Below are 21,327 nucleotides of genomic sequence, written 5' to 3' on the forward strand. Positions count from 1 at the left end.
GTTGTTCGTGCCGGCGCTGAGATGTCCGTCCCGCGGGCGCGGGCTCATCTCGCCGATCTTCGAGCGCGTACGGCCGCCGCCAGCGGCGTGCTCGGCCCGGCCGCCAGGATCAGCTCCTCCTGCAGACGCCGCCGGGCCGCCGGAGTGAGCCGGTGGAACTGCGGCCCCGGCACGTAACCGCCCGCCTCCTCGCCCGCCTTGACCTGCGCCAGCAGCCCCGCGTGCCGCAACGTCCGCAACGCCGCCTCCAGCTCGCCGATCGGCACCTGGGTGTGGCGGCGCAACTCGTCCACGGGAGTGGGATGCGGCGACAACCAGGAGTCCTCCGGCAGCAGCCCCTCCGCCCGCGGAATGGCCACCGAGTGCACCAGCACGAGCGTCAACACCGCCCGCTCACTCACACCCAGCCGAACACCGGCACCCGCACCGGCACCCGCACCGGCACCCGCACCGGCACCCGCACCGGCACCCGCACCGGCACCCGCACCGGCACCCGCACCCATACCCGCGCCCGCACCCGTACCCGCGCCCGCTCCGGCGCCCGCATCGGCACCCGCACCGGTGCCCGTGCCGGTGTCTGCGTTCGTGTCCTCGTCCACGGCTTCGTCCTGAAGTCCGGACGTAGCCGGCGGCGGGTCGTGCGTGACGCCGGTAACGGCTGGGGAGTCGGCCGGCACGGCCGCGGCGGTGTCGTCGTAGCCGGAGATCCAGCGGTCCCGGTGCTGGATCAGCGTACGGCCGCGCCGCGCCAGCATCTCGCCCAGAGTGTGGCGCAGCGCGGGATCGCGCAGGGCGGCGAAGCGCGCCTCCTGCACCGGCTCGGCCGCGTGCTCCACCACCATGAACGCCGCCACCAGCTCCGCCCGCCGCCGCTCCTCATAAGCCCCCAGCAGGTCGTCGAACTCCGCCGCGCCCGGCTCGACCCGGCCCCCCGGCGACGTCCCAGGGTCGGGGGCGGAGGCGGCCACGATGTCGGCGTCGCCCACCACGGTCAGCTCCGGCCGCTCCGGCTCGGGCAGGCGGCGGACCAGCTCCTGCAACTGCGCGTGCTGCTCGACCGGCCACAGGGCGCAGCGCGGCCCCAGGACGACCACCCCGTCGTCCATGACGATCCACGCCGATTCGTTCAGGCGCCGCAGCGCGCCGATCGCCCAGTTGCGCATCAGGTCGTCGGTACGGCCGATCAGCGCCCGATAGGTGTCGAGCACCAGCTCCACGGGCGCCGGATCGCCCGGCCACGGATCCACCGACAGGTCGGTCCAGCAGCACTTGAGCACGGACGCCAGCACCCGCCGCGTCTCCCCGGACCGCTCCACGGGGATGGGCGCCACCCCGTATTCGTCCAGCAGCGAAGGCGTCACCCCGTCCGGCCACACCGGCAGGGCCCGGCCGGTGGAGTCGGGACGGGTCAGCCGCGTCATCCCGGAAGGCGCGGCGACACCGGCCCCCAGCCACAACGGCCCGCCCGCCCGCGCCCGCACATGAGCCGCCGCCCCGGAAGCCGTCGCCCCGGAAGCCGTCGCCCCGGAAGCCGTCGCCCCGGAAGCGACCGCCCCGGAAGCGACCGCCCCCGAAGCCACCGCCTTCCCGGCAGCCGCCTTCCCCCTTGATGTCGTCCCGTGAGCCGCCGATTCAGAGGATCTGACCGGGCGGCCACGCCGGTCTTCGCCGGGTGTGGGGTCGGGTGTGGGGCCCGGGTCGTTGGAGGTCGTCATCGGGTGCGCTCCAGGTAGCCGTGGGAGAGCCAGGCGGGCTCGCGGTCCGGGTCGATGGTGAGCCCGTCGGACCAGGTCAGCCGGTAGGGCAGCTCCGGCCGCAGGTCCACGGTCGTCAGGTCGGCGAGCACGCGGCGGGCGGAGGGCCAGTCGGAGCCGAGCACGTCGGCCAGCGCCACCCGGGGAGCGTCGCCGAGCAGCGACTCGGCCACCTGCGTCAATCGTTCCACGGCGGCGCTCGGCGAGGAGTCGAGCGAGTCGCCGGGGCCGGAGTCGGGCAGGTTGGAGCGTGGGGGAGTGGGCTGGGCGGGAGCCGGCCGCGGAGCCTCGTCGACGGCGCGGGCGATGGCGGCCGGGTCGTGCCACGGCGCGGGCACGTCGAACACGAACCCGTCCAGCACCGAGGCCAGCCGCTCCCGCGACGCCGTCTGCGCGAACGTGCGCCACGTCTCCGTCGGCAGCAACGTCAGGTTGCGCGTAGTGCCCGCCGAGTCGGCCAGCCGTCCGGCGGCGCGCCGGGAGGCGTCGCTGTAGGCGTAGATCGCCGCCCGCAGGTCGGTGCAGAGCCGGTCGAGCTCCGGCCAGCGGGTCAGGATGGTGCCGTGCAGGCTCTGCGCCCGCCGCGCGATCTCCTCGGTGCCCCACAGCTTGGGCGCCTGCTCGCGCAGCTCCTCGATGGTGCCCGTGGTGAGCGTGATCAGCTCCAGCGCCCACAGCCGGAACGCCCGCGTCAGGTTGACGGCACTCTGGCCGGCCTGCTCCATCGTGGTGCGGGGGTCGGCGACGTTGAGGTCCTCCAGGGCCAGCAGCCGGTGCATCTCCGACTGCCCGCCGTCGGACATCATCCGCCGGATGAACATCAGCCCCACCACGCTGGTGAACGACGCCCGGTAGCGAAGCTGGTTGGGCTTGGGGAACACCTCCCTGATCGCGCCCAGCCCCTTGAGCACCCGCAGCCGGTTGTCGAACTGGTCACCCGGATAGGCCCGGCAGGCGAAGCGCATCTGCTCGTGCGTGAGCCACTCCTCGCCCGCCTCCGCGAACGCCGCGAACAACGTCTCGGCGATGTCGACCAGCGCCGGGTCGTCGACCACCGCCCCGCTGTCACGCGCCAGCGCGGCGAACATCCGGCGATAGGTCGACAACACCGCCTCGTCGGTGAGGGCGGCGTCGAGGGTCAGGGGCTGTTCGGACACGCGCACTAAGGTACGGCTTCACGCCGACACTCTCGGACCTCAACGCGGCTACCAGCCAGTACGTCCACGCGAGAGGCGCTCGAGCGCTAGGGTGATGCCCGGTAATACTGGGGCAAACGCTCTGTAATCGTACGTACGGGGTGAGTGACGGATGCGGAGCCTCCGAGGGGATCGAGCCACGGCACTGATCGCCGGCGCGGCGGCCGTGATTCTGGTGGCCGTGGCGGCGTGGTTCGGGGTGGGCGTGTCCAGCGCCACGCCCAAGCTGGCCGACGTGGGCGCCTGGCTGTGGACCGGCGCCAAGGGCAAGATCGTGCATGTCAACGGCCTGTCCGGCGAGGTGGACGGCTATCTCGACGACAAGGCGGGCCGGCAGCTGCGCGTCGTGCAGGACGGCGGCAACGTGCTGCTCGTCGACGACCGCACCGGCTACGTCAGCCGCATCGAGCCCAGCCAGCTCAGCGTCTCCCAGACCCGTGACTTCGGCGCGGCCGGGACGCAGATCGCGGTGTCAGGCTCGGCCGGGTACGCCGTCGACCCCGCCGCCGGGAAGGTCCAGCGGATCAACCCTGCCACCCTCGACACCCTCGGCTCCCCGATCAGCCTGCCAGGACCGCTCGGCGCGGCCCGTATCGACGGTGGTGGCCGGTTATGGGTGCCGGTGACCGCGAAGGGCGAGGTCGTACCGGTGTCCCAGGGTGTGGCCGCGAGCCCGCTCAAGGTCGGCGAGCCCGGTGAGGAGCTGTCCGTCACGATCGCCGGCGGCCTGCCCGTCGTGGTGAACACGCGGGCCGCCACCGCCACGATCGTCGGCGCCGACGGCGGAGTCGGCGAGATCACGCTGCCCAAGGGCGTGGCCCAGGCCGCCGAGGGCGGCGCGCTCACCCCCGCCCTGACCGAGGGCTCCCTGGTGCCGGTGCTCGCGTCCGGCGACTCGGGGCTGCTCGTGGTGGTCGACACCGGCTCCAACTCCGTGCTCAGCACCAAGCTCGCCACGGACCACCCGGCCGAGCTGGGGGTGCCGCAGGTGCTCGGATCGAAGGTGTACGTGCCCGACCAGGGCGAGGGCTCGCTGATCGTCTGGGACAGCGCGGCGGGCGGCCGGCCCACCACACTCCAGGTGGCGCAGCGGCCGGGACCGGTGGACGTGTTCGTCAAGGACGGCCTGCTCTGGGCGAACGACGAGAACGGCGACAAGGCCGTCGTCATCGACCCTGAAGGCCGCAAGCACGACATCGACAAGGACGACTCGGACGTACCCGGGCCGACCAACACCCCCAAGCCCAAGCGGACGCCGGTGACACCGCCCACGCAGTCCGACTCCCCGCCCGACCCCGATCCCGTTCCCGCCGAGTCGACCGCCGGTCCGCCCCCGACGCGTACCCGCGAGGCCACCACGACCCCGCCCTCGACCCCGCCCTCGACCCCGACCGCGACCCCCACGCCGACCCGCACGCCGACGCCGACCCGCACGCCCGAGGCGACCGCGCCCTCCGCGCCGGCCGCCGTGAGTGCCCGCTCGGGTCCCGGCAGGGTGACGATCACGTTCAGCCCGTCCACCGGCGGCAAGGTCGAGCGGTACACCCTCAAGACGACCGGCGACGGCAGGACCGTGCCGGAGGCGGTGGACGCCGGCGGGCCGTACCAGTTCGAGTTCACGGGCGGGGACTGCGCGAACGAGTACACGTTCGTGGTGGTCGCGCACTGGTCAGGCGGCGAGGTCGAGTCGGAGCCCAGCGCCGGGGCCAAGCCGTGCGTGGCGCCCGGCTCGCCGTCCGGCTTCACGGCCAAGGCCAAGAACCGGGGCGCCGTGCTGACCTGGAACGCCCCCGAGAACGGCGCCGACGGCATCACGTACGAGCTGACCGGCGCCGCCACCGGCAACGCCATCAAGGACACGACGTTCACCGTTGACGGGCTGAAGAACAACCAGAAGCACACCTTCCAGCTCAAGGCCAGGAACGCGGCGGGGGAGAGCCCGGACGTGGCCACCGCGGAGGTGGACCTGGCCTACCCGAGGCAGCAGTACAAGAACGCCAGCAACGAGGACACCAACACCATCATCCGCCCCGGACCCGGAGCATCCGGAGAAGCGGGAAAGATCCCGCAGGGGGTGTACATCACGCTGACGGTGATCTGCCAGGTCAAGGGGCCGTCCTTCACCGACCCCTCCACCGGCAAGTCCAGCGACATCTGGAACCGGATCGAGAGCCAGTACGGCAACGGCTACCTGAACGACACGCTGGTGGCGAGCCCGGACGGCGGTTTCCCCGAGGGACCGCTCTTCGAGTGCACCGACTGAGAAGGGGGACTCAGTTGACCCAGTACAACTACCAGGACGCGTTCGAGCCGACCGCGCAGCCTTACCAGCAGGCGTCCGCCGGTCCTTACGACCAGGCGTACCAGCAGCCCTCGCCCGGCCAGTACGACCAGGGGTACCAGCAGGCGCCGCCCGGCCAGTATCAGCAGCCGTCACCCGGCCAGTACGAGCAGCCGTCGCAGGGCCAGTTCGACCAGGGCGCGCAGGCGTACCAGCAGCCGCAGCAACAGCAGCTCGCCGGCCAGTTCGCGCAGCGCTTCCAGCTGCTGGCCGGGAACATCGAGCGCATCATCCGCGGCAAGCGCGAGGCCACCGAGCTGGCGCTGATCTGCCTGTTCGCCGAGGGGCACCTGCTCATCGAGGACGTGCCGGGCACCGGCAAGACCACCCTCGCCCGCTCCGTCGCGGCCAGCGTGGACGCCGAGTGGCGGCGCATCCAGTTCACGCCAGACCTGTTGCCCAGCGACATCACCGGCGTGTCGATCTTCAACCAGGCGCACCAGAAGTTCGAGTTCCACCAGGGGCCCGTCTTCGCCAACATCGTGCTCGCCGACGAGATCAACCGGGCCTCCCCGAAGACGCAGGCCGCGCTGCTGGAGGTGATGGAGGAACGCCGGGTCACGGTGGACGCCGAGCCGCATCCGGTGCCCCGGCCGTTCCTGGTGGTGGCCACGCAGAACCCGGTGGACATGGACGGCACGTACCCGCTGCCGGAGGCCCAGCTCGACCGCTTCCTGATGAAGATCTCCGTCGGGTATCCCGATCACGTGTCCGAGGTCGAGGTGCTCAAGGGCATGCCGACGGGGCCGCAGGTCGAGCGGCTGCCGGTGGTGGCGCGGGCCTCCGACGTGGCCGGGATGATCGACTTCGCCTCGCGGATCCATGTGGCGGACCCGGTCTACGACTACATCGTCGCGTTGTGCGCCGCCACCCGTACCAGTCCGCACCTGCGGCTGGGCGCCAGCCCCCGGGGGAGCCTGGCGTTGCTGCGGGCGGCCAGGGTCAAGGCCGCCGCCGTGGGGCGGCACTTCGTGGTGCCGGAGGACGTCAAGGCGCTGGCCGTACCGGTGCTGGCGCACCGCCTGATCCTGACGCCGGAGGCCGAGTTGCGCGAGGTCACCGCGGCGACCGCGCTCGGCGAGATCCTCGCCGGGATGCCGGTGCCGCAGGCGGCCTGAGGTGCGCCCCCCACAACCCGCACCGGCCCCCCGGCAGCCCCAGTCCCCGGCACCTGGCGCCGACCCCCGGATGGCACAGGCCCCGGCACCTGAAGCGGACCCCTGGATGGCACAGGCCCCGGCACCTGGCACCGACCTTCGGATGGGGCAGTCCCTGGCACCTGAGGCCGATCCCCGGATGGCGAAGGCCCGGTTCGCCGTGGCGGCGCGCTGGACTCGGCGCGTCGCGGTGCTGACGCCGCTGGGCTGGGGCACGCTGGCCGGTTCCGTCCTCCTCTACGCGGCGGGATTCGCGCTCGGCTACCCCGAGCCCGCCGTGCTCGCCACCGGCGGCCTGCTCGCCTTGGCCGCCGCGCTCGCGTGGACGGCTCCCAGGCCCAGGCTGGACGTCCACCGGGAGGTCACCCCGCTGAAGGTCCCGCGCGGCGACGCCGCCGTGGCCGTGCTGAACGTCTCCAACCTCGGCCGCCGCGCCCTGTCCGGCTTGCGCGCCCAGGACCGGATCGGCGCCTCCGAGCACACGATCGACCTGCCCAGACTCCCCAGGGGAGGCGTCCGTACGGTCACGTACCCGCTCTCCACACAGATCCGGGGCGAGATCCCGGTGGGCCCGCTCCGGCTGGTCCGCGCCGACCCGTTCGGCCTGACGCGCCGGGTCAGGGAGTACGGCCTGCCCACCACCCTCCTGGTACGCCCCCGCACCGTCGCCCTCCCCGTCCCCCCGTCCGGCCGGGCCCACCACCTGGAGGGTCCCACCAGCGACAACGCCCCCAGTGGGACGGTGACGTTCCACACCCTGCGCGAGTACGTCGTCGGCGACGACCTCCGCCACGTCCACTGGCGATCCAGCGCCCGCACCGGAACGCTCATGGTCCGCCAGCTCATCGACGCCAGCCTGCCCACCACCACGGTGGTGCTCGACACCCGCGACCTCACGGAACCGGCCGTGGACGCCGCCGCCTCGGTCGCCGTCGCCGCCGCCAGGGCGGGCTTCCCGGTACGCGTCCTCACCGGCGACGCCCCCGCCCCCGGGGCCAAGCCCGACCCGGACGCCCTCCTGGACCGCCTGGCCCTGGTGACGGCCGGGCACGGCGGCGTCGCCGAGCCGCTGCGCCTGGCGCGCGGCGGCGGCTCGCTGGTGCTGGTCACCGCCGACCCGGCCGAGGCCGCCCGCGCCGCCGGGGTACGCCGCCGCTTCGACCGCGTCCTCTGCGTGTACCTGGGCCCTGGACCGGTCAGCGTGCCGGGCGTGACGGTCCTGCCGATCACGTCCCTGGACGATCTCCCGCTCGCCTGGGGGCCCCGATGACCACCCCGCCCCACACCCCGAACACCCCCGCTCCGCCGAGCGCGGCGTACCCCACCGCTCCGCCGAGTGCGCCGTACACCCCGGCCCATCCGAACGCGCCGTACAACGCCCCGAACACCCCGGCCCACCCGAACGACGACGTGCAGCCGCGATCCTCACGGCGAGCCGGCCGGTCACGCGGCCGGTCACGCGGCCGTAAGGGCGAGGACGATACGCGCGAAACCGGGCACACCGAGCCCGTGTGGCGGCGGCTGGCGGGACTGGCGCTCGTGGCGCTGGTCGCCGGCGTCGCCGGGTGGGGGTTCCATCGGGTCTTCCCCGGCGCGGAGCTCCTGCGAGCCGTCGTCCCCGCGGCCGTGGCGCCCGCACTCGTGGCCGCGCTCACCTGGCGGCGCCCCCTGTGGCTGGCCCTGACGCTCAACCTCGTGCTCTGGCTCGCCGGGACGATCCCGCTCTACGGCGGGCTCGAACCCACCCTGCTCGCCGACGTGGTGAACGCCTGGCAGGCACTGCTCACCACCCTCCTCCCCGCCCAGCCGGACCCGGAGCTGCTGGTCCTGGTCCACACGCTCGTCTGGGCCGCCGCCACCATCGGCGCCGAGACCCTCGCCCGCACCCGGACCAGGATCGCCGCCGCCGTCCCCGCCCTCCTGGTGTACGGGGTCGCGCTCCTGCTCGGCGTCGACGGCGAAGGCTCGAACCTCCCGGTCGCGGCCGTGCTCCTCGTGCTCGTCGCGGCCCTGGCGCTGGTCAGGGACGGCCGCCCGCCGGTCTGGCTCCTCGCCGGAATCCCGGCCGCCGCCGCGCTGGCCGCGCTGGCGCTCGTCGTGGGCCCGCTGCTGCCCATCGCCGCCCAGCCGTACAACCCGCGTGACGACGCCGACCTGCCCCCGCCCGTACGCGTGGACAGCGTCAGCCCGCTCGACCGCGTCTCCGCGTGGCTGCAGATCCCCGACCGGGAGTTGTTCACCGTCAAGGCCGACGAACCGCTCAACTGGCGGCTGGCCGTGCTCGATCGGTACGACGGCGTGCGCTGGACCTCCGACGCGCGTTTCCAGCCGACCGGCGGCCGGGTGCCGCGGGGGGAGTGGACGGGCAGGACGGAGACCGTACGGCAGGAGGTGACGTTCGAGGGGTTGCCGGGCACGTGGTTGCCGGCGGCCGAGCGGCCCGAGCAGGTCGGCGGCGTGCGCGGGCTGGTGGTGGACCCGGCGAGCGGGGCGCTGCTGGCCGGGGTGAAGCCCGCCAAGGGGTTCAGGTACGAGGTGACGTCGCGGGTGCCGGAACCGACGAAGGAGGAACTGCTGGCGGCCACGCCGGTGCGCGATCCGGCGCTGACGGCCTTCCCCGAGGGGCCGCAGGAGCGGCTCTTCCGGCGGCTCGCCCAGCAGGCCACGAAGGGTGCCGACGTGCCTATCAAGCAGGCGTACCGGCTGCAGAGCTACCTGCGTACCAATGCCGCCTACGACGTGACCGCCCCGCCCGGGCACTCGCTCAAGGGGCTGGAGTTCTTCCTGCAGACGACGCACCGGGGGACGTCGGAGCAGTTCGCGAGCACGTTCGCGCTCATGGCGAGGACGCTAGGGCTGCCGTCGCGGGTGGTGGTGGGGTTCCGGCCGGGGGAGGAGTCCGGCGGGGTCTATCACGTGAAGTCCGGACATGTACTGGCCTGGGCGGAGATCAAGTTCGACAAGCTCGGCTGGCAGGCGTTCTATCCCACGCCGGGCCGCAGCGGTGCCAAGGACGACCACGACGTGGTGTCGTCGGCGATCCAGGAGAGCGAGGAACTGGAGAACGAGTTCGGCAAGGACGGGGCCGAGCAGTCCCAGTCGTCCCAGCCGCAGGCCATCGGACAGAGTGAGGAGCCCGCGAGCGGCCTGTCCCCGTGGCTGATCGCGGCGGTGGTGGGCGGGGTGCTGGTGGTGGGGTACGCGGGCGTCGCGGCGGGGCTGCCGTGGTGGCGCAGGCGGGCCCGGAGACGCGCCCCGGGGCCAAAGTCGCGGGTGCTCGGCGCCTGGCGCCAGACCTGCGACGACCTCGGCCTCTCCGGCCGGTACGCCCTGACGGCCGAGGACGTCATCACCCTGTCCGCCGGGTCGAACGGGCACGCCGACCCCCGCACCCACCTACAAGACGAAATATCCAACCATCTAAGACCATTGGCCGACATTTCCAACTTCGTCCGCTATGCCCCCGACACCGTCACCGAAGCGGCCGCCACCACCGCCTGGCGACACAGCGACGCCATCCGCCGCGCCGTACGAACCCGCACCCCCGTCACCACCCGCCTCCGCAACCGCCTCCTCCTCCGCAGATGACCCCCTGCAACCCGCCCCGCGCGTGCGGCCACTCCCTTGCGATGATTCCCGCGTGAGAAGCGTCGAGGCCCAACTCCTGCACCGCCCGCCGGCGCTGACAGCGGGCGAGATCGTCCGGCGCCTGGGAGCGATGCAGGCCCAGGACGTCCCCGCCGCGCTTCTGGCCTTCCGCGCCCGCTCCACCACCCTCCCCCCGGCCGCCGTCGAGGCCGCCTGGCAGTCCCGCGAGATCGTCAGAACCTGGGGCCCGCGCGGCACCCTCCACTTCGTCCACGCCGACGACCTGCCCTGGATTCACGCGCTGACCCGGCGTCCCACCAACACCCTGCGCCGCCTCCAGGAGGAGGGCGTCACCGCCGACGACCCGCTCGGCCTCATCGTCCGCACCCTCGCCGGACAGGGCCCGCTCACCAAGGCCGAGCTCGAGGAACGCCTGGCGGGCCGGGCCCGGGGCCAGGGCGTGGTGCACCTGGTGGCGCTGGCCGCCCACCACGGCCTGGCCGTACTGGGCCCGAACCGTGCGGGCAAACCCACCTACGTCCACGCCGCCGACTGGCTGGGCGCCCCGATCGTGCCCGACCCCGACCGCGAACGAGCCCTGCGCGAGCTCGCCATCCGCTACCGCCGCGCCCACCACCCGGCCACTCCCGAGGACCTGGCCGCCTGGTCGGGTCTGCCACTCGGCGAGTCCCGCGCCGCCTGGCGCCTGGCCCCCGCCGACCCGCCCCCCGCCCAGCAGGAGCCGGTGGTACGCCTCGCGCCCGCCTTCGACGAATACCTGATGGGCTGGCGGAGCCGCGAACCGATCCTCGCCGCCGAACACACACGGAAGGTGTTCCCGGGCGGCGGCGTCCTGCGCCCGGTCGTGCTGGTGAACGGCGTGATCCGAGGCGTGTGGACCAGGAAGGGGCCGCAGGTGACCGTAGAGCCGTTCGACGAGCTGCCGGCCGACCGGCTGGCCGACGAGATCACCGACGTACACCGCTTCCTTACCTGAAGCTCCACCCCCCGCCTTGGACACAGGACGCCAGCGGGATGGCGTGCACATGCGCCTTCACATGTAACCCCCAAGGGGTTATATTGGAGGTATGCCAAAGATCAACGTCTACTTGCCGGACGAACTGGCGGAGGCCGTCAAGCAGGCCGGAGTGCCGGTGTCGGCGGTCTGCCAGCGTGCGCTGGAGCAGGCGGTGCGACGGGTGACCGCCATCAGGGAGACCGTCCTGGCCGACGTCGACTTCGACAGGCCGACCGGAGCGCTGACCCACCTCACGGCCAGGACACGTACGGTGCTCAAGCTGGCCGCAGACCAAGCCCGCACCGAAGGCGCCACCACGATCGGCACCACGCACCTGCTCGGCGGCATGCTGACTGAAGGCACCAACCTGGCCCTCCACGTCCTCCGCGCCATGGAAATCACCCCCGAACAGGTCAAACGCGACCTGTCCCGCCAATCCACCCCTAACGACGCGGACACCGCCACCCAACACTCCACACCGGGAAGTTTCGGCAGCACCGCAGCCAACGCCCTGGAGTTCGCCGTCACAGAGGCCACCTCCCTCGGCCACAACTACGTCGGCTGCGAACACCTCCTGCTCGGCCTCGTAGCCGAACCCGACGGCACGGCCGGCCAGGTCCTGCGCGGTCTGGGCGCCGAGCCACGGCTGACCCGCCGCGCCGTGTCCGCGGCCCTGGCCGGCTACGTCCACCTACGCGCCCAAGCCCAGCAGGGCGACGCGGCCCCCCAACCCTCATCCGGGGCCCCGACACCACAGCAGACCGCGATGCTGGCCGCCGCCATCAGAGGCGAACTCCAGCCACTCGTCCAGCGCCTGGAACGCCTGGAAGCCCATGTGGGCCTGCGGGAGTGAGGACCTGACGTGCACACCGCCGCCCGCCGACGCACGGTCGCGGCCTTACGCATCACCCTCACGACCCTGATCGTGCTCAGCCTCGTGATCGCGACCGTATAGTGAGCGGCACGTATGCGATCGTCTACAGAATGTCGTGGGCCCACCACATCTGCCACGCGCACATCAAGTACGACTGTCCGGTAACACTACTGGTGATCTGCCGGGATAGGGCCACGGCCAAGTGGGTCCGAGAGCCGAAGCCGGGACACCCACGCCCGACAGATCTGGAGAAGTCTCATGACGATGCAGAACTATCGATACAAGTCGGAGTTCGCGGAGATGCTCCGCGAAGAGGGTCGGGCCGAAGGCATGGCCGAGGGCGAGGCGATGTCTGTCGTGAAGGTCCTGGAGCAGCGCGGTGTGCCCGTGACTGCGTCGGTTCGGGAGCGGATTCTGGCGTGCACGGATCTCGAACTCCTTGAGAGCTGGCTCATTCGGGCGCTCAAGGCCACGTCCGCTGAGGAGCTCTTCGACTGAACCCGACCCCGGGCGGCTGCGAGGCGGCCAGGTCCTGCGCGGCCTGGGCGCTCCAGAAGGACGAGCGGGATACGCCGAGGACGTGTACAAGATCGCGCGGTGAAGGTCAAAGCCAGTCGCGGCTCTTGAAGACCGTGTAGAGGACCAGGCAGACGGCCGCCATCAGCACCATGGCGAACGGGTAGCCGAACACCCAGTGTGTCTCGGGCATGTAGTCGAAGTTCATCCCGTAGATGGTCCCGACCAGCGTCGGCGCGAAAAGAATGGCCGCCCAGGCCGAGATCTTCTTGACCTGCTCGCCCTGCCGGATGCTCGCCTCCGTCATCCGCGCCATCTCCGCGTTCTGGGCCTGCGTCACGAGGGTCGAGTTCACCACGAGGATGTTCTGCAGCATCTGGCGGAAGCTCGAGATCCGCTCGGTCACCGTGATCGCGTGGTCGGCCACGTCGCGCAGGTAGCTCTGCAACTCGTCGTTCACCCCGTACTTCGGCGCCCCCGCGATGAACCCGTGGATCATCCCCACCAGCGGCGCCGTGGCCCGCTGGAACTCGATGACCTCGCCGGACAGCTCATAGACGCGCCGCGACACCGACTGGTCACCGCTGAACACCTGGGCCTCGATCTCCTCGATGTCCTTCTGCAGCCCGGCCACCACCGGTGCGTAGCCGTCGACCACGGCGTCGAGGATGGCGTACAGGACGGCCTGCGGGCCCTCGCGCAGCAGGTCGGGGTCCGACTCCATCCGCTTGCGCACGGCCTGCAGGTCGGGCGCCTCGGCATGGCGTACGGTGATCACGAAGTTGGGCCCGAGGAAGACGTGCACCTCGCCGAACGCGACCTCCTCCACGTCGTCCAGGTAACGCGCGGCCCGCAGCACCACGAACAGCGTGTCGCCGTAGCGGTCGGCCTTGGGCCGCTGGGAGCCGACGATGGCGTCCTCCAGCGCCAGTTCGTGCAGCTCGAACTCCTCGCCGAGCTTGGTCAGCTCCGACGCCTGCGGCCGATAGAGGCCGATCCAGGCCATGCTGCCCGGGATCTGCTTGAGACGTTCGAAGGCGGCCCCGAGCGAGGGGGGGTCGTCCACGCGCTCGCCGTCGAGGTAGATCGCGTTGTCGATGACGGTGGGCCGGTCGGAGGGCTCCTCGGTGGCACGCGGGTCCATCGAATGCTCGGGCGCCTCCTCGTGCACGTCACCGCTGCGCCTGAACCCCTTGACCCTGGCCATTCCTCCTCCAATCGGCGTGACCTCGTCAGGTCTATGCCGGCTCGTACTCGTCGAGCCTTCGTGTCGCCCCGTCCCTGATGGTCTTGCGCCACCTCGGCGTCCACCCGAACAGAGGCCCGTGCGGCCTGCCGAGCGCCATCCGCGACCAGCGCCTGAAGTCGAAGTCGTCGTGATGCCGGACGATCAGCCCGGCCTCGAACCTGAACAGTGTGTCGATCTCGTGCACGACCTCGCGGCCCGTAGCCGCGAACGTGTAGCCAACCGTGCGGCGGGCCGACCCGCTGAAGTCGTCCGCCGTCACCTCACGGTACGCGGACGTGAGGCCCGTACGCATGCCGAGCTGGAGCCGCCACATCCGCATCACTCTGTTCCGGCCCTCGACCTCCTGGAAGATCGGGTCGCCGAAGCTCACCTCGGGGTGGTAGCAGCTCTCCATGGCAGGGAAGTCCGCCTGCCCGAGAGCGTCGTAGAAAGCGCGGATCAGCGCCACGTGCCGGTCGTTCACCCCTCTATCAGATCATGGCCGCTCCGTTCTCCCAGCACACGGCCCGCAACCACGGGTCGCCGAGGTCGAGCCGGGCCAGCGCGTCGAGCTGATGCGCATAGGGGTACGGAATGGTCGGGAAGTCGGTGCCGAGCACCACCTTCCCCGCCAGACCCAGATCAAGCAGCGCGGGCCGCAGCCGGCGGGGAAACGGCATGCCGCGCTCGGAGAAGTCGGTGAACGCCATCGTGGTGTCCAGCGCCACGCGTTCGTAGCGGGCGGCCAGCTCGAAGAAGGAGTCGTACTCCGGCATCCCCAGATGCGCGATCACCACCCGCAGCCGCGGATGCGCCCGCAGCACCTGCCCGATCGGCCCGGCCCCGACATAGCCGCCGGGCACCGGGATCGAGCTGGCGTGCACCACCACCGGCACCCCGGCCTCGGCCAGCATCCCCCAGACCTCGTCCAGCTCGGCCACCCGCGGATCGAACCCGCCGACCTGGAGGTGCACCTTGAAGATCTTGGCCCCCTCGACCAAGGCCCGGCGCACGTAGTCCACGACCCCAGGCTCGGGGTAGAAGGTCGCCGACGGCAGACATTCAGGTGTACGGCGGGCGAAGTCCAGGGTCCACGCATTGAGATCGGCCGCCATGTCCGGCTTGTGCGCGTAGGCGAGTGCGGGGAACGCGCGTACCCCCAGCTCCCGCAGCCGGGCCAGCCGCTCGGCCACCGGCCACTCGTACTCGATCTTCCACCCGTCGCCCACCAGCGGCCCGCCGTGGTTGAAGTGGTGCCAGACCCGCCGCTCCATCCGCTCGGGCAGGAAGTGCACGTGCAGGTCGATCAGCCCGGGCAGCCCCAGCCCCCGCCACCACTCCGGCACGTCGACGTCAGAATGTCGTTCCAGGGCCACGAGGCAGACCTTACCGGGGGCTTGTGAATCTTGGTCCTGAGGGCCCAGGAGGATGTCAACCGGATAGGGTTTTACCTTGATGGACAAGTTCTGGGCCCACCTCATCAAGGTTCAGCCTGCCCCCGACCCCTGGGTGGTGGCGGTCGCCGCGCTCGCCGCGCTCGTGATCGTCGGTTTCCGCATGCCCTGGCAGATGTCCAGAGGCCTGATCACGATCGCCCACGAGGGCGGTCACGCGCTGATGGCGCTGCTCACCCGGCGCAAGCTCGAAGGCATCCGCCTGCACTCCGACACCTCCGGCGTGACCCTCACCAGGGGCCGGCCCACGGGGCCCGGCATGGTGCTGACCGCGCTCGCCGGCTACCTCGCGCCCCCGCTGCTGGGGCTGGCCGCCGCCTGGCTGACCCAGCAGGGCCGCGTCTCGCTGCTCATCTGGGCGGTGCTGCTGCTCCTGGTCTGCATGCTGCTGCTGGTCCGCAACCTGTACGGCGCGCTGATCCTGCTGGTCACCGGCGGTGCCGTGTACGCCCTGGTCATGTACGCGCCCAGCGACGCCCAGCAGGTCGTGGCCATGGTGGCGACCTGGTTCCTGCTGTTCGGCGGGATCAGGCCGATCATCGAGTTACAGCGCAAGCGCCGCCGCCGCCAGGCCCGCGACTCCGACGCCGACCAGCTGGCCAGGCTGACGGTCCTGCCCGGCGGCTTCTACGTGTTCTTCTTCCTGCTGGTGTCGTTGGCGTCCGTGGTCTTCGGGGCATACCTCATGAATCCATTCTGAACGCACTAAACTCGCCTGCAACAGGGGGGAGTGTTGTGCTGCCAGCCGAGGACGCGCCCGGTTACCGGGTGCTCGATCAGGCGGGGCAGGGCGGGTTCGCCGTCGTGTACCGCGCCTACCAGGAGCGCCTCGACCGGGTCGTGGCGCTGAAGGTGCTGTCCGTGGACCGGGTGGACCAGCGCACGATGCGCAGGTTCCAGCGCGAGCTGCAGCTCACCGGCCGTCTCACCGGCCACCCCAACGTCGTGACCGTCTTCGACACCGGCGTGACGAGGTCCGGCAAGCCGTACATCGCGATGGACTTCTTCGAGAACGGCTCCCTGCGCGACCGGGTGCGCAAGGAAGGCCCGCTGCCGGTGCCCGACGTGCTGCGGGCAGGCGTGAAGCTGGCCGGCGCGCTGGCCGCCGTGCACGAGGCGGGCGTCCTGCACGGCGACATCAAGCCGCAGAACATCCTCATCTCCCGCTACGGCGAGCTCGCCATCGCCGACTTCGGCGTGGCCAGGGTCGTGGACGCCGCGGAGATCTCGGCCACGTCGCAGGCGTTCACGCCGCTGCACGCCGCCCCGGAGGTGCTCACCGGTCAGCCCCACTCCGCCTCGACCGACATCTACTCGCTCGGCTCGACCCTCTACCACCTGCTGGCCGGCCAGCCCGCCTTCCACAACCCGGCCGACCCGTCGATCGCGCCGCTGATGTACCGGGTGCTCAGCGTCGAGCCGCCGCCGCTCAACCGCCCGGACGTGCCGCCGGTGCTCTTCGAGGTGGTCCTGCGGGCCATGGCCAAGCAGCCGGAGATCCGGTACGGCACCGCCCGCGACTTCGCCCGGCGCCTGCAGCAGGTCCAGGCCGAGCTGGGCCTGTCGGTGACGGACCTGGTGGGCGAGGATCCCGGCCCGGGACCGACCATGTCCACCGTCCCCCGCCCCCGCCACGACGGCCCGGAACAGCCCGCGGACCACGCGTCCATGCCGTTCACCGGCAACCACCTCCCCCCTTTCCCGGCGACCGTCCCGCCCCCGCACCCCGCGGCCACCACTCCACCGGCGACCACCCCACCGGCCGCCTCACCACCGGCCGCCATGCCCGCGCCCGGTCCCGGGTTCGCACCCGAGCCCGCACCCGTGCCGGGATCCGGTTACGCGCCGCACCCCGCCCACCAGCCCGGATACCCACCCGGTCCCTCACCCAGGTCCGCGCCCGCGCACAGATCCTCGCCCGGCCCGCAGAAGGGCATCATCATCGGTCTCGCGGTCGCAACGGTGGTGCTCGGCGGGGCGGCCCTGGCCATCTTCCTGTCCGTCCGGCAGGATCCGGCTGATCCGGTCGCCGAGCCCCGGCAGACCCAGCAACAGCAGACAGAGCAGCAGCAGCCCCCGGCCGAGAACGAGCAGCCGATCGACCAGCAGGAGGTGGCCGCCCTCGCCCCGCGTGGCGTACAGGTGACGTCCGACCAGGGCGCCCTGGTGGAGCTGCGCTGGACGCTGCCCGCCGGGGCCCGCCGCTATCCGGTGGTGCTCCAGCGTTCCCCGATCGAGCAGGACGAGAACCCCATCACCGCCCTGGCCCAGGGCACGACCACCACCCGGGTGGCCGGCCTGGACCCCGGCACGGGCTACTGCTTCCTGGTGGGCGTGCCGCTGAGCTTCTCGGAGAACTCGACGGTCGCCTGGTCCAAGCCCGCCTGCATCAGGGGCGCGGTCGCCCGGTCACCCCAGTAGTTTGCGCGCCGCCTGCTCGATCTCCTCCTCCGACAGCAGCACGTGCGCGGCCGCCCCGCCCAGCGGGATGAAGCTGTCGGCCGAGGTCACCCGGGCGATCGACCCGCTGTAGCCGGCGTCGATCAGCGCGGCCACGATGCCCTCCGAGACGCCGCCGCTGTGCCGGGTCTCGTCGGCGATCAGCACGTTGCCGGTCAGCTCGGCCGCCCGCAGCAGGTCCTCCTTCGGCAACGGCGCCAGCCAGCGCAGGTCTAGGACGCGGCACCCGTACCCCTCCTGGGTCAGCCGCACCGCGGCCCGCAGGCTCATCCGCAGCCCGTTGCCGAACGTCACGATCGTCAGGTCGCGCCCCTCGCCGTAGGAGCGCGCCTGCCCGATGGGGATGTGCGTCTCCGGCCAGCGCGCGGGCGGCGCGTACGGCGCCAGCCAGCCCCCGTCCCCCTCGTCGAACAGGTCGCGCGTGTGGTAGAGCGCGATCGGCTCCAGGAACACGCACACCGACCCGGCCGTACGGGCGGCGGCCAGGCACGTGCGCAGCATGGCCGAGGCGTCGTCGGGACGCGCGGGCGAGGCGATGACCAGCCCGGGGATGTCCCGCAGCGCGGCCACCGCGTTGTCGTTGTGGAAGTGGCCGCCGAACCCCTTCTGGTAGGAGTATCCGGCCACCCGCACCACCATCGGGTTGGTGTACCTGTTCTGCGAGAAGAACGACAGCGTGGCCGCCTCGCCGCGGATCTGGTCGAGCGCGTTGTGCAGGTAGGCCAGATACTGGATCTCCGGCACGGGGAGCTGCTCCGCCAGGCCGGAGCCGAGCGCCAGCCCCAGGATGGCCTGCTCGTCGAGCAACGTGTCGAAGACCCGCCCGGCCCCGAACCGCTTCTGCAGCCCTCTGGTGACGCCGTAGACGCCGCCCTTCTTGGCGACGTCCTCGCCGAACACCGTCATCTCCGGATAGACGGTCAGCGCGTCGGCGAGCGTGCGGTTGAGGGCCTGGGCGAGGGTCATCGGCTTGTCGTTCTCCGGCAGCGCCCCGGCGAACGCCTTCTCCCTGGCCGCCGGGGTGGCCGCGGTCGGGCTGATCTTGGCGATCAGCTCGGGCCGGCGCGGCGCGATCGGCTCCATGATCTCCTTGGCGGTGCCGAGCCGGGGGCTGCGGGTGGTCTCCAGCGCGATCCGCAGCACGTGCTCGCGCGCCGACTCGTACGTCCTGAGCAGCCCTTCCGGCGTCTCCAGCCCGGCCGCCACGAGCATCGCCGCCGTGCGCACGAGCGGGTCGCGATCGAGGTCGGCCCTCATCTCACGCTGCGTCCGGTAAGCCGACTCGACGTCGGACCCGGCGTGCCCCATGAGCCGCACCGTCGACAGATGCAGGAACGCGGGGGAGCGGTTGGTACGCACGTGCTCGACGGCCCGGACGGCGGCGTCGTAGGCCGCGGCCAGGTCGCAACCGTCGGCGGCGAAGTATTCGATGCCGGGACGCCGCGCGGCCGTCTCCACCCAGCCCGCGGGCGTGCGTACGCTGATGCCGATGCCGTTGTCCTCGCACACGAACAGGATCGGCAGCGGCTGGCCCTGGTAGGTGGCGTAGGCGGCGGTGTTGAAGCCCGACAGGGCGCTCGCGTGGTTGGTGGAGGCGTCGCCGAAGCTGCACACCGCGATCGCGTCCTGCGGCCACGGCGAGCGCACGCCGAGCACCCGCGCCCGCTCGATGGCGAACGCCACCCCCACGGACCTGGGCAGATGACTGGCGATCGTGGAGGTCTGCGGGATGACGGCCAAGTCCGGATGGCCGAACACCTTGTGCCTGCCGCCCGCGATGGGCTCGCCGGCGGCGGCGGTCAGCCCCATGAGCACGTCGCGGATGCCCTGCTCGGGCAGCCGCCCGGCCTGCTCGGACCTGGCCAGGTAGAACGCGCCCGACCGGTAGTGGAGCAGCGCCGGATCGGTGGGCCGCAGGGCTTCGGCGACGGCCGCGTTGCCCTCGTGACCGGCGGAGCCGATCGTGTAGTAGCCCTCGTCCTGCTCGCGCAGCCAGCGGGCGGCGATGTCCAGCAGCCGGCTGTCGATCTGGCGCAGGAAGAGCCTCCTGCAGATCTCACCGGTCAGGGCCGTGCCGTCGTGCACCGCCCGGCCGGGATCTCGCGCGGGGCCCGCCTCCAGATTCGCAACCGCCTGGATGAAATGAGTCTCAACAGTGTCGCGCGCCACACTCCTGATTATGTCGTTCTCCGGCGTCGCCGTCTGCTGGACCCCGGTGACATGTCGTGGACCGGTCCGTTTGACCCGCATAGATGACCGTTTGTCAGAACCCACAACTTTCACCGGCGGGTGCCCGTCTACTTGGAGGACACACGTGGCACCCTCAATGCCGCGTTGAACCAATGGGGTCTCCAGAAAGGAACCCGCATGTTACAACGCATTCGTGTCGCCGCCCTCGCTCTCGTACTCGGCGCCGGGGCCCTCGCCCTGACGGCCAGTCCCGCGACGGCGGCCCAGGCTCCCAGCATCTCCGCTGTGACCATCAGCCCCGCCTCCCCGATCGTCGTCTTCGACAACCCGGTGACCGTCACGTTCACCTTCACCACCGAGGCCGCGGGACGGGCCGAACTGCAGGTCAAACCGCCGGGTCCGGGCGTCTCGTCACAGGTCGAGCTGAAGCCGGAGCCGTTCGGGCAGCTGACGAAGTGGACCGGCACCAAGTCCTTCAGCGCCTCGAACGCCGGCCGGTGGAGCGTCCTCGCCATCGCCCACGGTGACGGCCAGAAGTCCGCCAACGGCTCGTTCGAGATCGTCAAGGCGCTCGACACCAAGATCGACGACTTCCGTGCCGGCCCCGGCCGCGTCGACCAGGGCGACCGGATCAAGGTCTCCGGGCGGCTCCTGGCCAACGGCAAGGGGTACGACGGGCAGAGCGTCGCGATCACGTTCCGCGCCCGCGGCGCAGACTCCTACGACGAGGTCACCAAGGTGACGACCGGTCGCGGCGGCTGGTTCGGCGCCACCGTACGGGCCCAGGCCACCGGCTGGTGGCGGGCCGAGTTCGCGACCACCAGCACCGCTCGCGGCTCGGTCAGCGACGGCGACCGGGTGGACGTCCGGCGCGGCAAGCTCACCAGCAGGATCACCGGCTTCGACGCCCGTCCCGAGCCCGTGGACAAGGGCGACAGGCTCACCTTCAGCGGCGCGCTGCAGGTGGAGCGCCGCGGCGGCGTGTCCGGCCAGCGCGTGGCCGTCCTGTTCAAGGCCGACGGCTCGCGCCGGTGGAAGTACGTCACCAGCGACGTGACCGGCCGCCAGGGCCGCTTCCGGGCCTCGGCCACCGCCGAGACCTCCGGCTGGTGGCGGGCCGAGTACGAGGGCAACCGCGGCGTCAAGGGCTCGGCCAGCGCCCCGGACCGGGTCAAGGTGAACCTGCCGCCCGAGAAGGCGGACACGCGGCTGATCAGGTTCGGCGCCTCCCCGGACCCGGTCAAGCGCGGCAAGGACCTGCGGTTCTCCGGCAGGCTCCAGATCGATGACGAGGGCTCGTGGGAGGGCTACTCGGGTCGCGTGGCGCTGTACTTCCAGCCGCCGGGCTCGCGCAAGTGGCAGTACGTGAAGACCACTTGGGCGAACGACGACGGCCGCCTGTTCACCACGGCCAAGGCCTGGAACTCGGGCCAGTGGAGGTTCGTGTTCGGCGGTGACGAGGACACCAACGGCTCCACCAGCGAGCGGGACTACGTCACTGTGAAGCGCTGACCACCCGCACACGGGACGAGGCCCGGGGCACACCACCCC

16 protein-coding genes are annotated in these 21,327 nt (G+C 71.8%); 10 read left to right on the top strand and 6 right to left on the bottom strand.

Features of this window, described 5'->3' with window-relative positions; genetic code table 11:
- Nucleotides 1-44: 44 nt before the first annotated feature.
- On the bottom strand, nucleotides 45-1,421 hold the full coding sequence (locus tag BLS95_RS57625; protein WP_245764846.1) for a hypothetical protein: 1,377 nt from the start codon (nucleotides 1,419-1,421) through the stop codon (nucleotides 45-47).
- A gap of 290 nt (nucleotides 1,422-1,711) precedes the next feature.
- Complete coding sequence (locus BLS95_RS05100) at nucleotides 1,712-2,911, bottom strand: hypothetical protein (protein ID WP_090929924.1); 1,200 nt, start codon at nucleotides 2,909-2,911, stop codon at nucleotides 1,712-1,714.
- A gap of 151 nt (nucleotides 2,912-3,062) precedes the next feature.
- Here BLS95_RS05100 and BLS95_RS55430 point away from each other — a divergent pair, with 151 nt between their 5' ends.
- From BLS95_RS55430 to BLS95_RS05135, 7 genes are all read left to right on the top strand, one after another.
- A complete protein-coding gene (locus BLS95_RS55430) occupies nucleotides 3,063-5,213 on the top strand; it encodes a fibronectin type III domain-containing protein (protein WP_090929675.1) in 2,151 nt (716 codons plus the stop codon).
- 14 nt (nucleotides 5,214-5,227) lie between these two features.
- Nucleotides 5,228-6,409 (top strand): AAA family ATPase, encoded by a 1,182-nt coding sequence (locus tag BLS95_RS05110; RefSeq protein ID WP_245764847.1) that lies wholly within the window; start codon nucleotides 5,228-5,230, stop codon nucleotides 6,407-6,409.
- 178 nt (nucleotides 6,410-6,587) lie between these two features.
- Nucleotides 6,588-7,718: a DUF58 domain-containing protein gene (locus tag BLS95_RS05115; protein WP_218135606.1), complete on the top strand. Its 1,131-nt coding sequence runs from the start codon at nucleotides 6,588-6,590 to the stop codon at nucleotides 7,716-7,718.
- Nucleotides 7,715-10,036, top strand: a complete 2,322-nt coding sequence (locus BLS95_RS05120; protein ID WP_143043587.1) for a transglutaminase TgpA family protein — start codon at nucleotides 7,715-7,717, stop codon at nucleotides 10,034-10,036. Before BLS95_RS05115 ends, BLS95_RS05120 begins: the two co-directional genes overlap by 4 nt.
- A gap of 52 nt (nucleotides 10,037-10,088) precedes the next feature.
- The gene (locus BLS95_RS05125; protein WP_176993023.1) at nucleotides 10,089-11,033 is read left to right on the top strand and encodes a winged helix DNA-binding domain-containing protein; all 945 of its coding nucleotides are present in this window, start codon (nucleotides 10,089-10,091) and stop codon (nucleotides 11,031-11,033) included.
- Between the two features lie 91 nt (nucleotides 11,034-11,124).
- A complete protein-coding gene (locus tag BLS95_RS05130; RefSeq protein WP_090929678.1) occupies nucleotides 11,125-11,907 on the top strand; it encodes a Clp protease N-terminal domain-containing protein in 783 nt (260 codons plus the stop codon).
- 279 nt (nucleotides 11,908-12,186) lie between these two features.
- The gene (locus BLS95_RS05135; RefSeq protein WP_090929679.1) at nucleotides 12,187-12,426 is read left to right on the top strand and encodes a hypothetical protein; all 240 of its coding nucleotides are present in this window, start codon (nucleotides 12,187-12,189) and stop codon (nucleotides 12,424-12,426) included.
- A 106-nt stretch (nucleotides 12,427-12,532) separates the two neighbouring features.
- Here BLS95_RS05135 and corA read toward each other — a convergent pair whose 3' ends face one another.
- The 3 genes from corA to BLS95_RS05150 are packed head-to-tail and all read right to left on the bottom strand — an operon-like array spanning nucleotide 12,533 to nucleotide 15,048.
- Entirely contained in the window at nucleotides 12,533-13,651 is a 1,119-nt protein-coding gene (gene corA / locus BLS95_RS05140; RefSeq protein ID WP_090929680.1) for a magnesium/cobalt transporter CorA, read from the bottom strand.
- A gap of 31 nt (nucleotides 13,652-13,682) precedes the next feature.
- Nucleotides 13,683-14,156: a nuclear transport factor 2 family protein gene (locus BLS95_RS05145; RefSeq protein WP_245764848.1), complete on the bottom strand. Its 474-nt coding sequence runs from the start codon at nucleotides 14,154-14,156 to the stop codon at nucleotides 13,683-13,685.
- Between the two features lie 7 nt (nucleotides 14,157-14,163).
- The gene (locus BLS95_RS05150) at nucleotides 14,164-15,048 is read right to left on the bottom strand and encodes an amidohydrolase family protein (protein WP_245764849.1); all 885 of its coding nucleotides are present in this window, start codon (nucleotides 15,046-15,048) and stop codon (nucleotides 14,164-14,166) included.
- Nucleotides 15,049-15,127: 79 nt separating this feature from the next.
- Between BLS95_RS05150 and BLS95_RS05155 the strand changes: the two genes are divergently transcribed.
- Both BLS95_RS05155 and BLS95_RS55435 read left to right on the top strand, forming a co-directional pair.
- Nucleotides 15,128-15,826, top strand: a complete 699-nt coding sequence (locus tag BLS95_RS05155) for a M50 family metallopeptidase (RefSeq protein ID WP_090929682.1) — start codon at nucleotides 15,128-15,130, stop codon at nucleotides 15,824-15,826.
- A 35-nt stretch (nucleotides 15,827-15,861) separates the two neighbouring features.
- Nucleotides 15,862-17,547: a serine/threonine-protein kinase gene (locus BLS95_RS55435; protein WP_176993024.1), complete on the top strand. Its 1,686-nt coding sequence runs from the start codon at nucleotides 15,862-15,864 to the stop codon at nucleotides 17,545-17,547.
- Here BLS95_RS55435 and BLS95_RS05165 read toward each other — a convergent pair.
- Nucleotides 17,536-19,755: a thiamine pyrophosphate-dependent enzyme gene (locus BLS95_RS05165; protein WP_090929683.1), complete on the bottom strand. Its 2,220-nt coding sequence runs from the start codon at nucleotides 19,753-19,755 to the stop codon at nucleotides 17,536-17,538. The two genes, BLS95_RS55435 and BLS95_RS05165, sit on opposite strands and share 12 nt — an antisense overlap.
- 198 nt (nucleotides 19,756-19,953) lie before the next feature.
- On the opposite strand from BLS95_RS05165, the gene BLS95_RS05170 reads away from it, so the two are divergent.
- Complete coding sequence (locus BLS95_RS05170) at nucleotides 19,954-21,288, top strand: hypothetical protein (protein ID WP_090929684.1); 1,335 nt, start codon at nucleotides 19,954-19,956, stop codon at nucleotides 21,286-21,288.
- The last annotated feature ends 39 nt before the right edge of the window (nucleotides 21,289-21,327 follow it).

Origin of the sequence: Nonomuraea jiangxiensis (genome assembly GCF_900099965.1) — a bacterium.
GTDB lineage: Bacteria > Actinomycetota > Actinomycetes > Streptosporangiales > Streptosporangiaceae > Nonomuraea > Nonomuraea jiangxiensis.

Excerpts from the sequence above, each read along its gene's own strand:
- BLS95_RS57625 (WP_245764846.1), bottom strand. The coding sequence starts at position 1,421 with ATGACGCGGCTGACCCGTCCCGACTCCACCGGCCGGGCCCTGCCGGTG.
- BLS95_RS55430 (WP_090929675.1), top strand. The coding sequence starts at position 3,063 with ATGCGGAGCCTCCGAGGGGATCGAGCCACGGCACTGATCGCCGGCGCG.
- BLS95_RS05115 (WP_218135606.1), top strand. The coding sequence starts at position 6,588 with ATGGCGAAGGCCCGGTTCGCCGTGGCGGCGCGCTGGACTCGGCGCGTC.
- BLS95_RS05120 (WP_143043587.1), top strand. The coding sequence starts at position 7,715 with ATGACCACCCCGCCCCACACCCCGAACACCCCCGCTCCGCCGAGCGCG.
- BLS95_RS05130 (WP_090929678.1), top strand. The coding sequence starts at position 11,125 with ATGCCAAAGATCAACGTCTACTTGCCGGACGAACTGGCGGAGGCCGTC.
- BLS95_RS05135 (WP_090929679.1), top strand. The coding sequence starts at position 12,187 with ATGACGATGCAGAACTATCGATACAAGTCGGAGTTCGCGGAGATGCTC.
- corA (WP_090929680.1), bottom strand. The coding sequence starts at position 13,651 with ATGGCCAGGGTCAAGGGGTTCAGGCGCAGCGGTGACGTGCACGAGGAG.
- BLS95_RS05155 (WP_090929682.1), top strand. The coding sequence starts at position 15,128 with ATGGACAAGTTCTGGGCCCACCTCATCAAGGTTCAGCCTGCCCCCGAC.
- BLS95_RS05170 (WP_090929684.1), top strand. The coding sequence starts at position 19,954 with ATGTTACAACGCATTCGTGTCGCCGCCCTCGCTCTCGTACTCGGCGCC.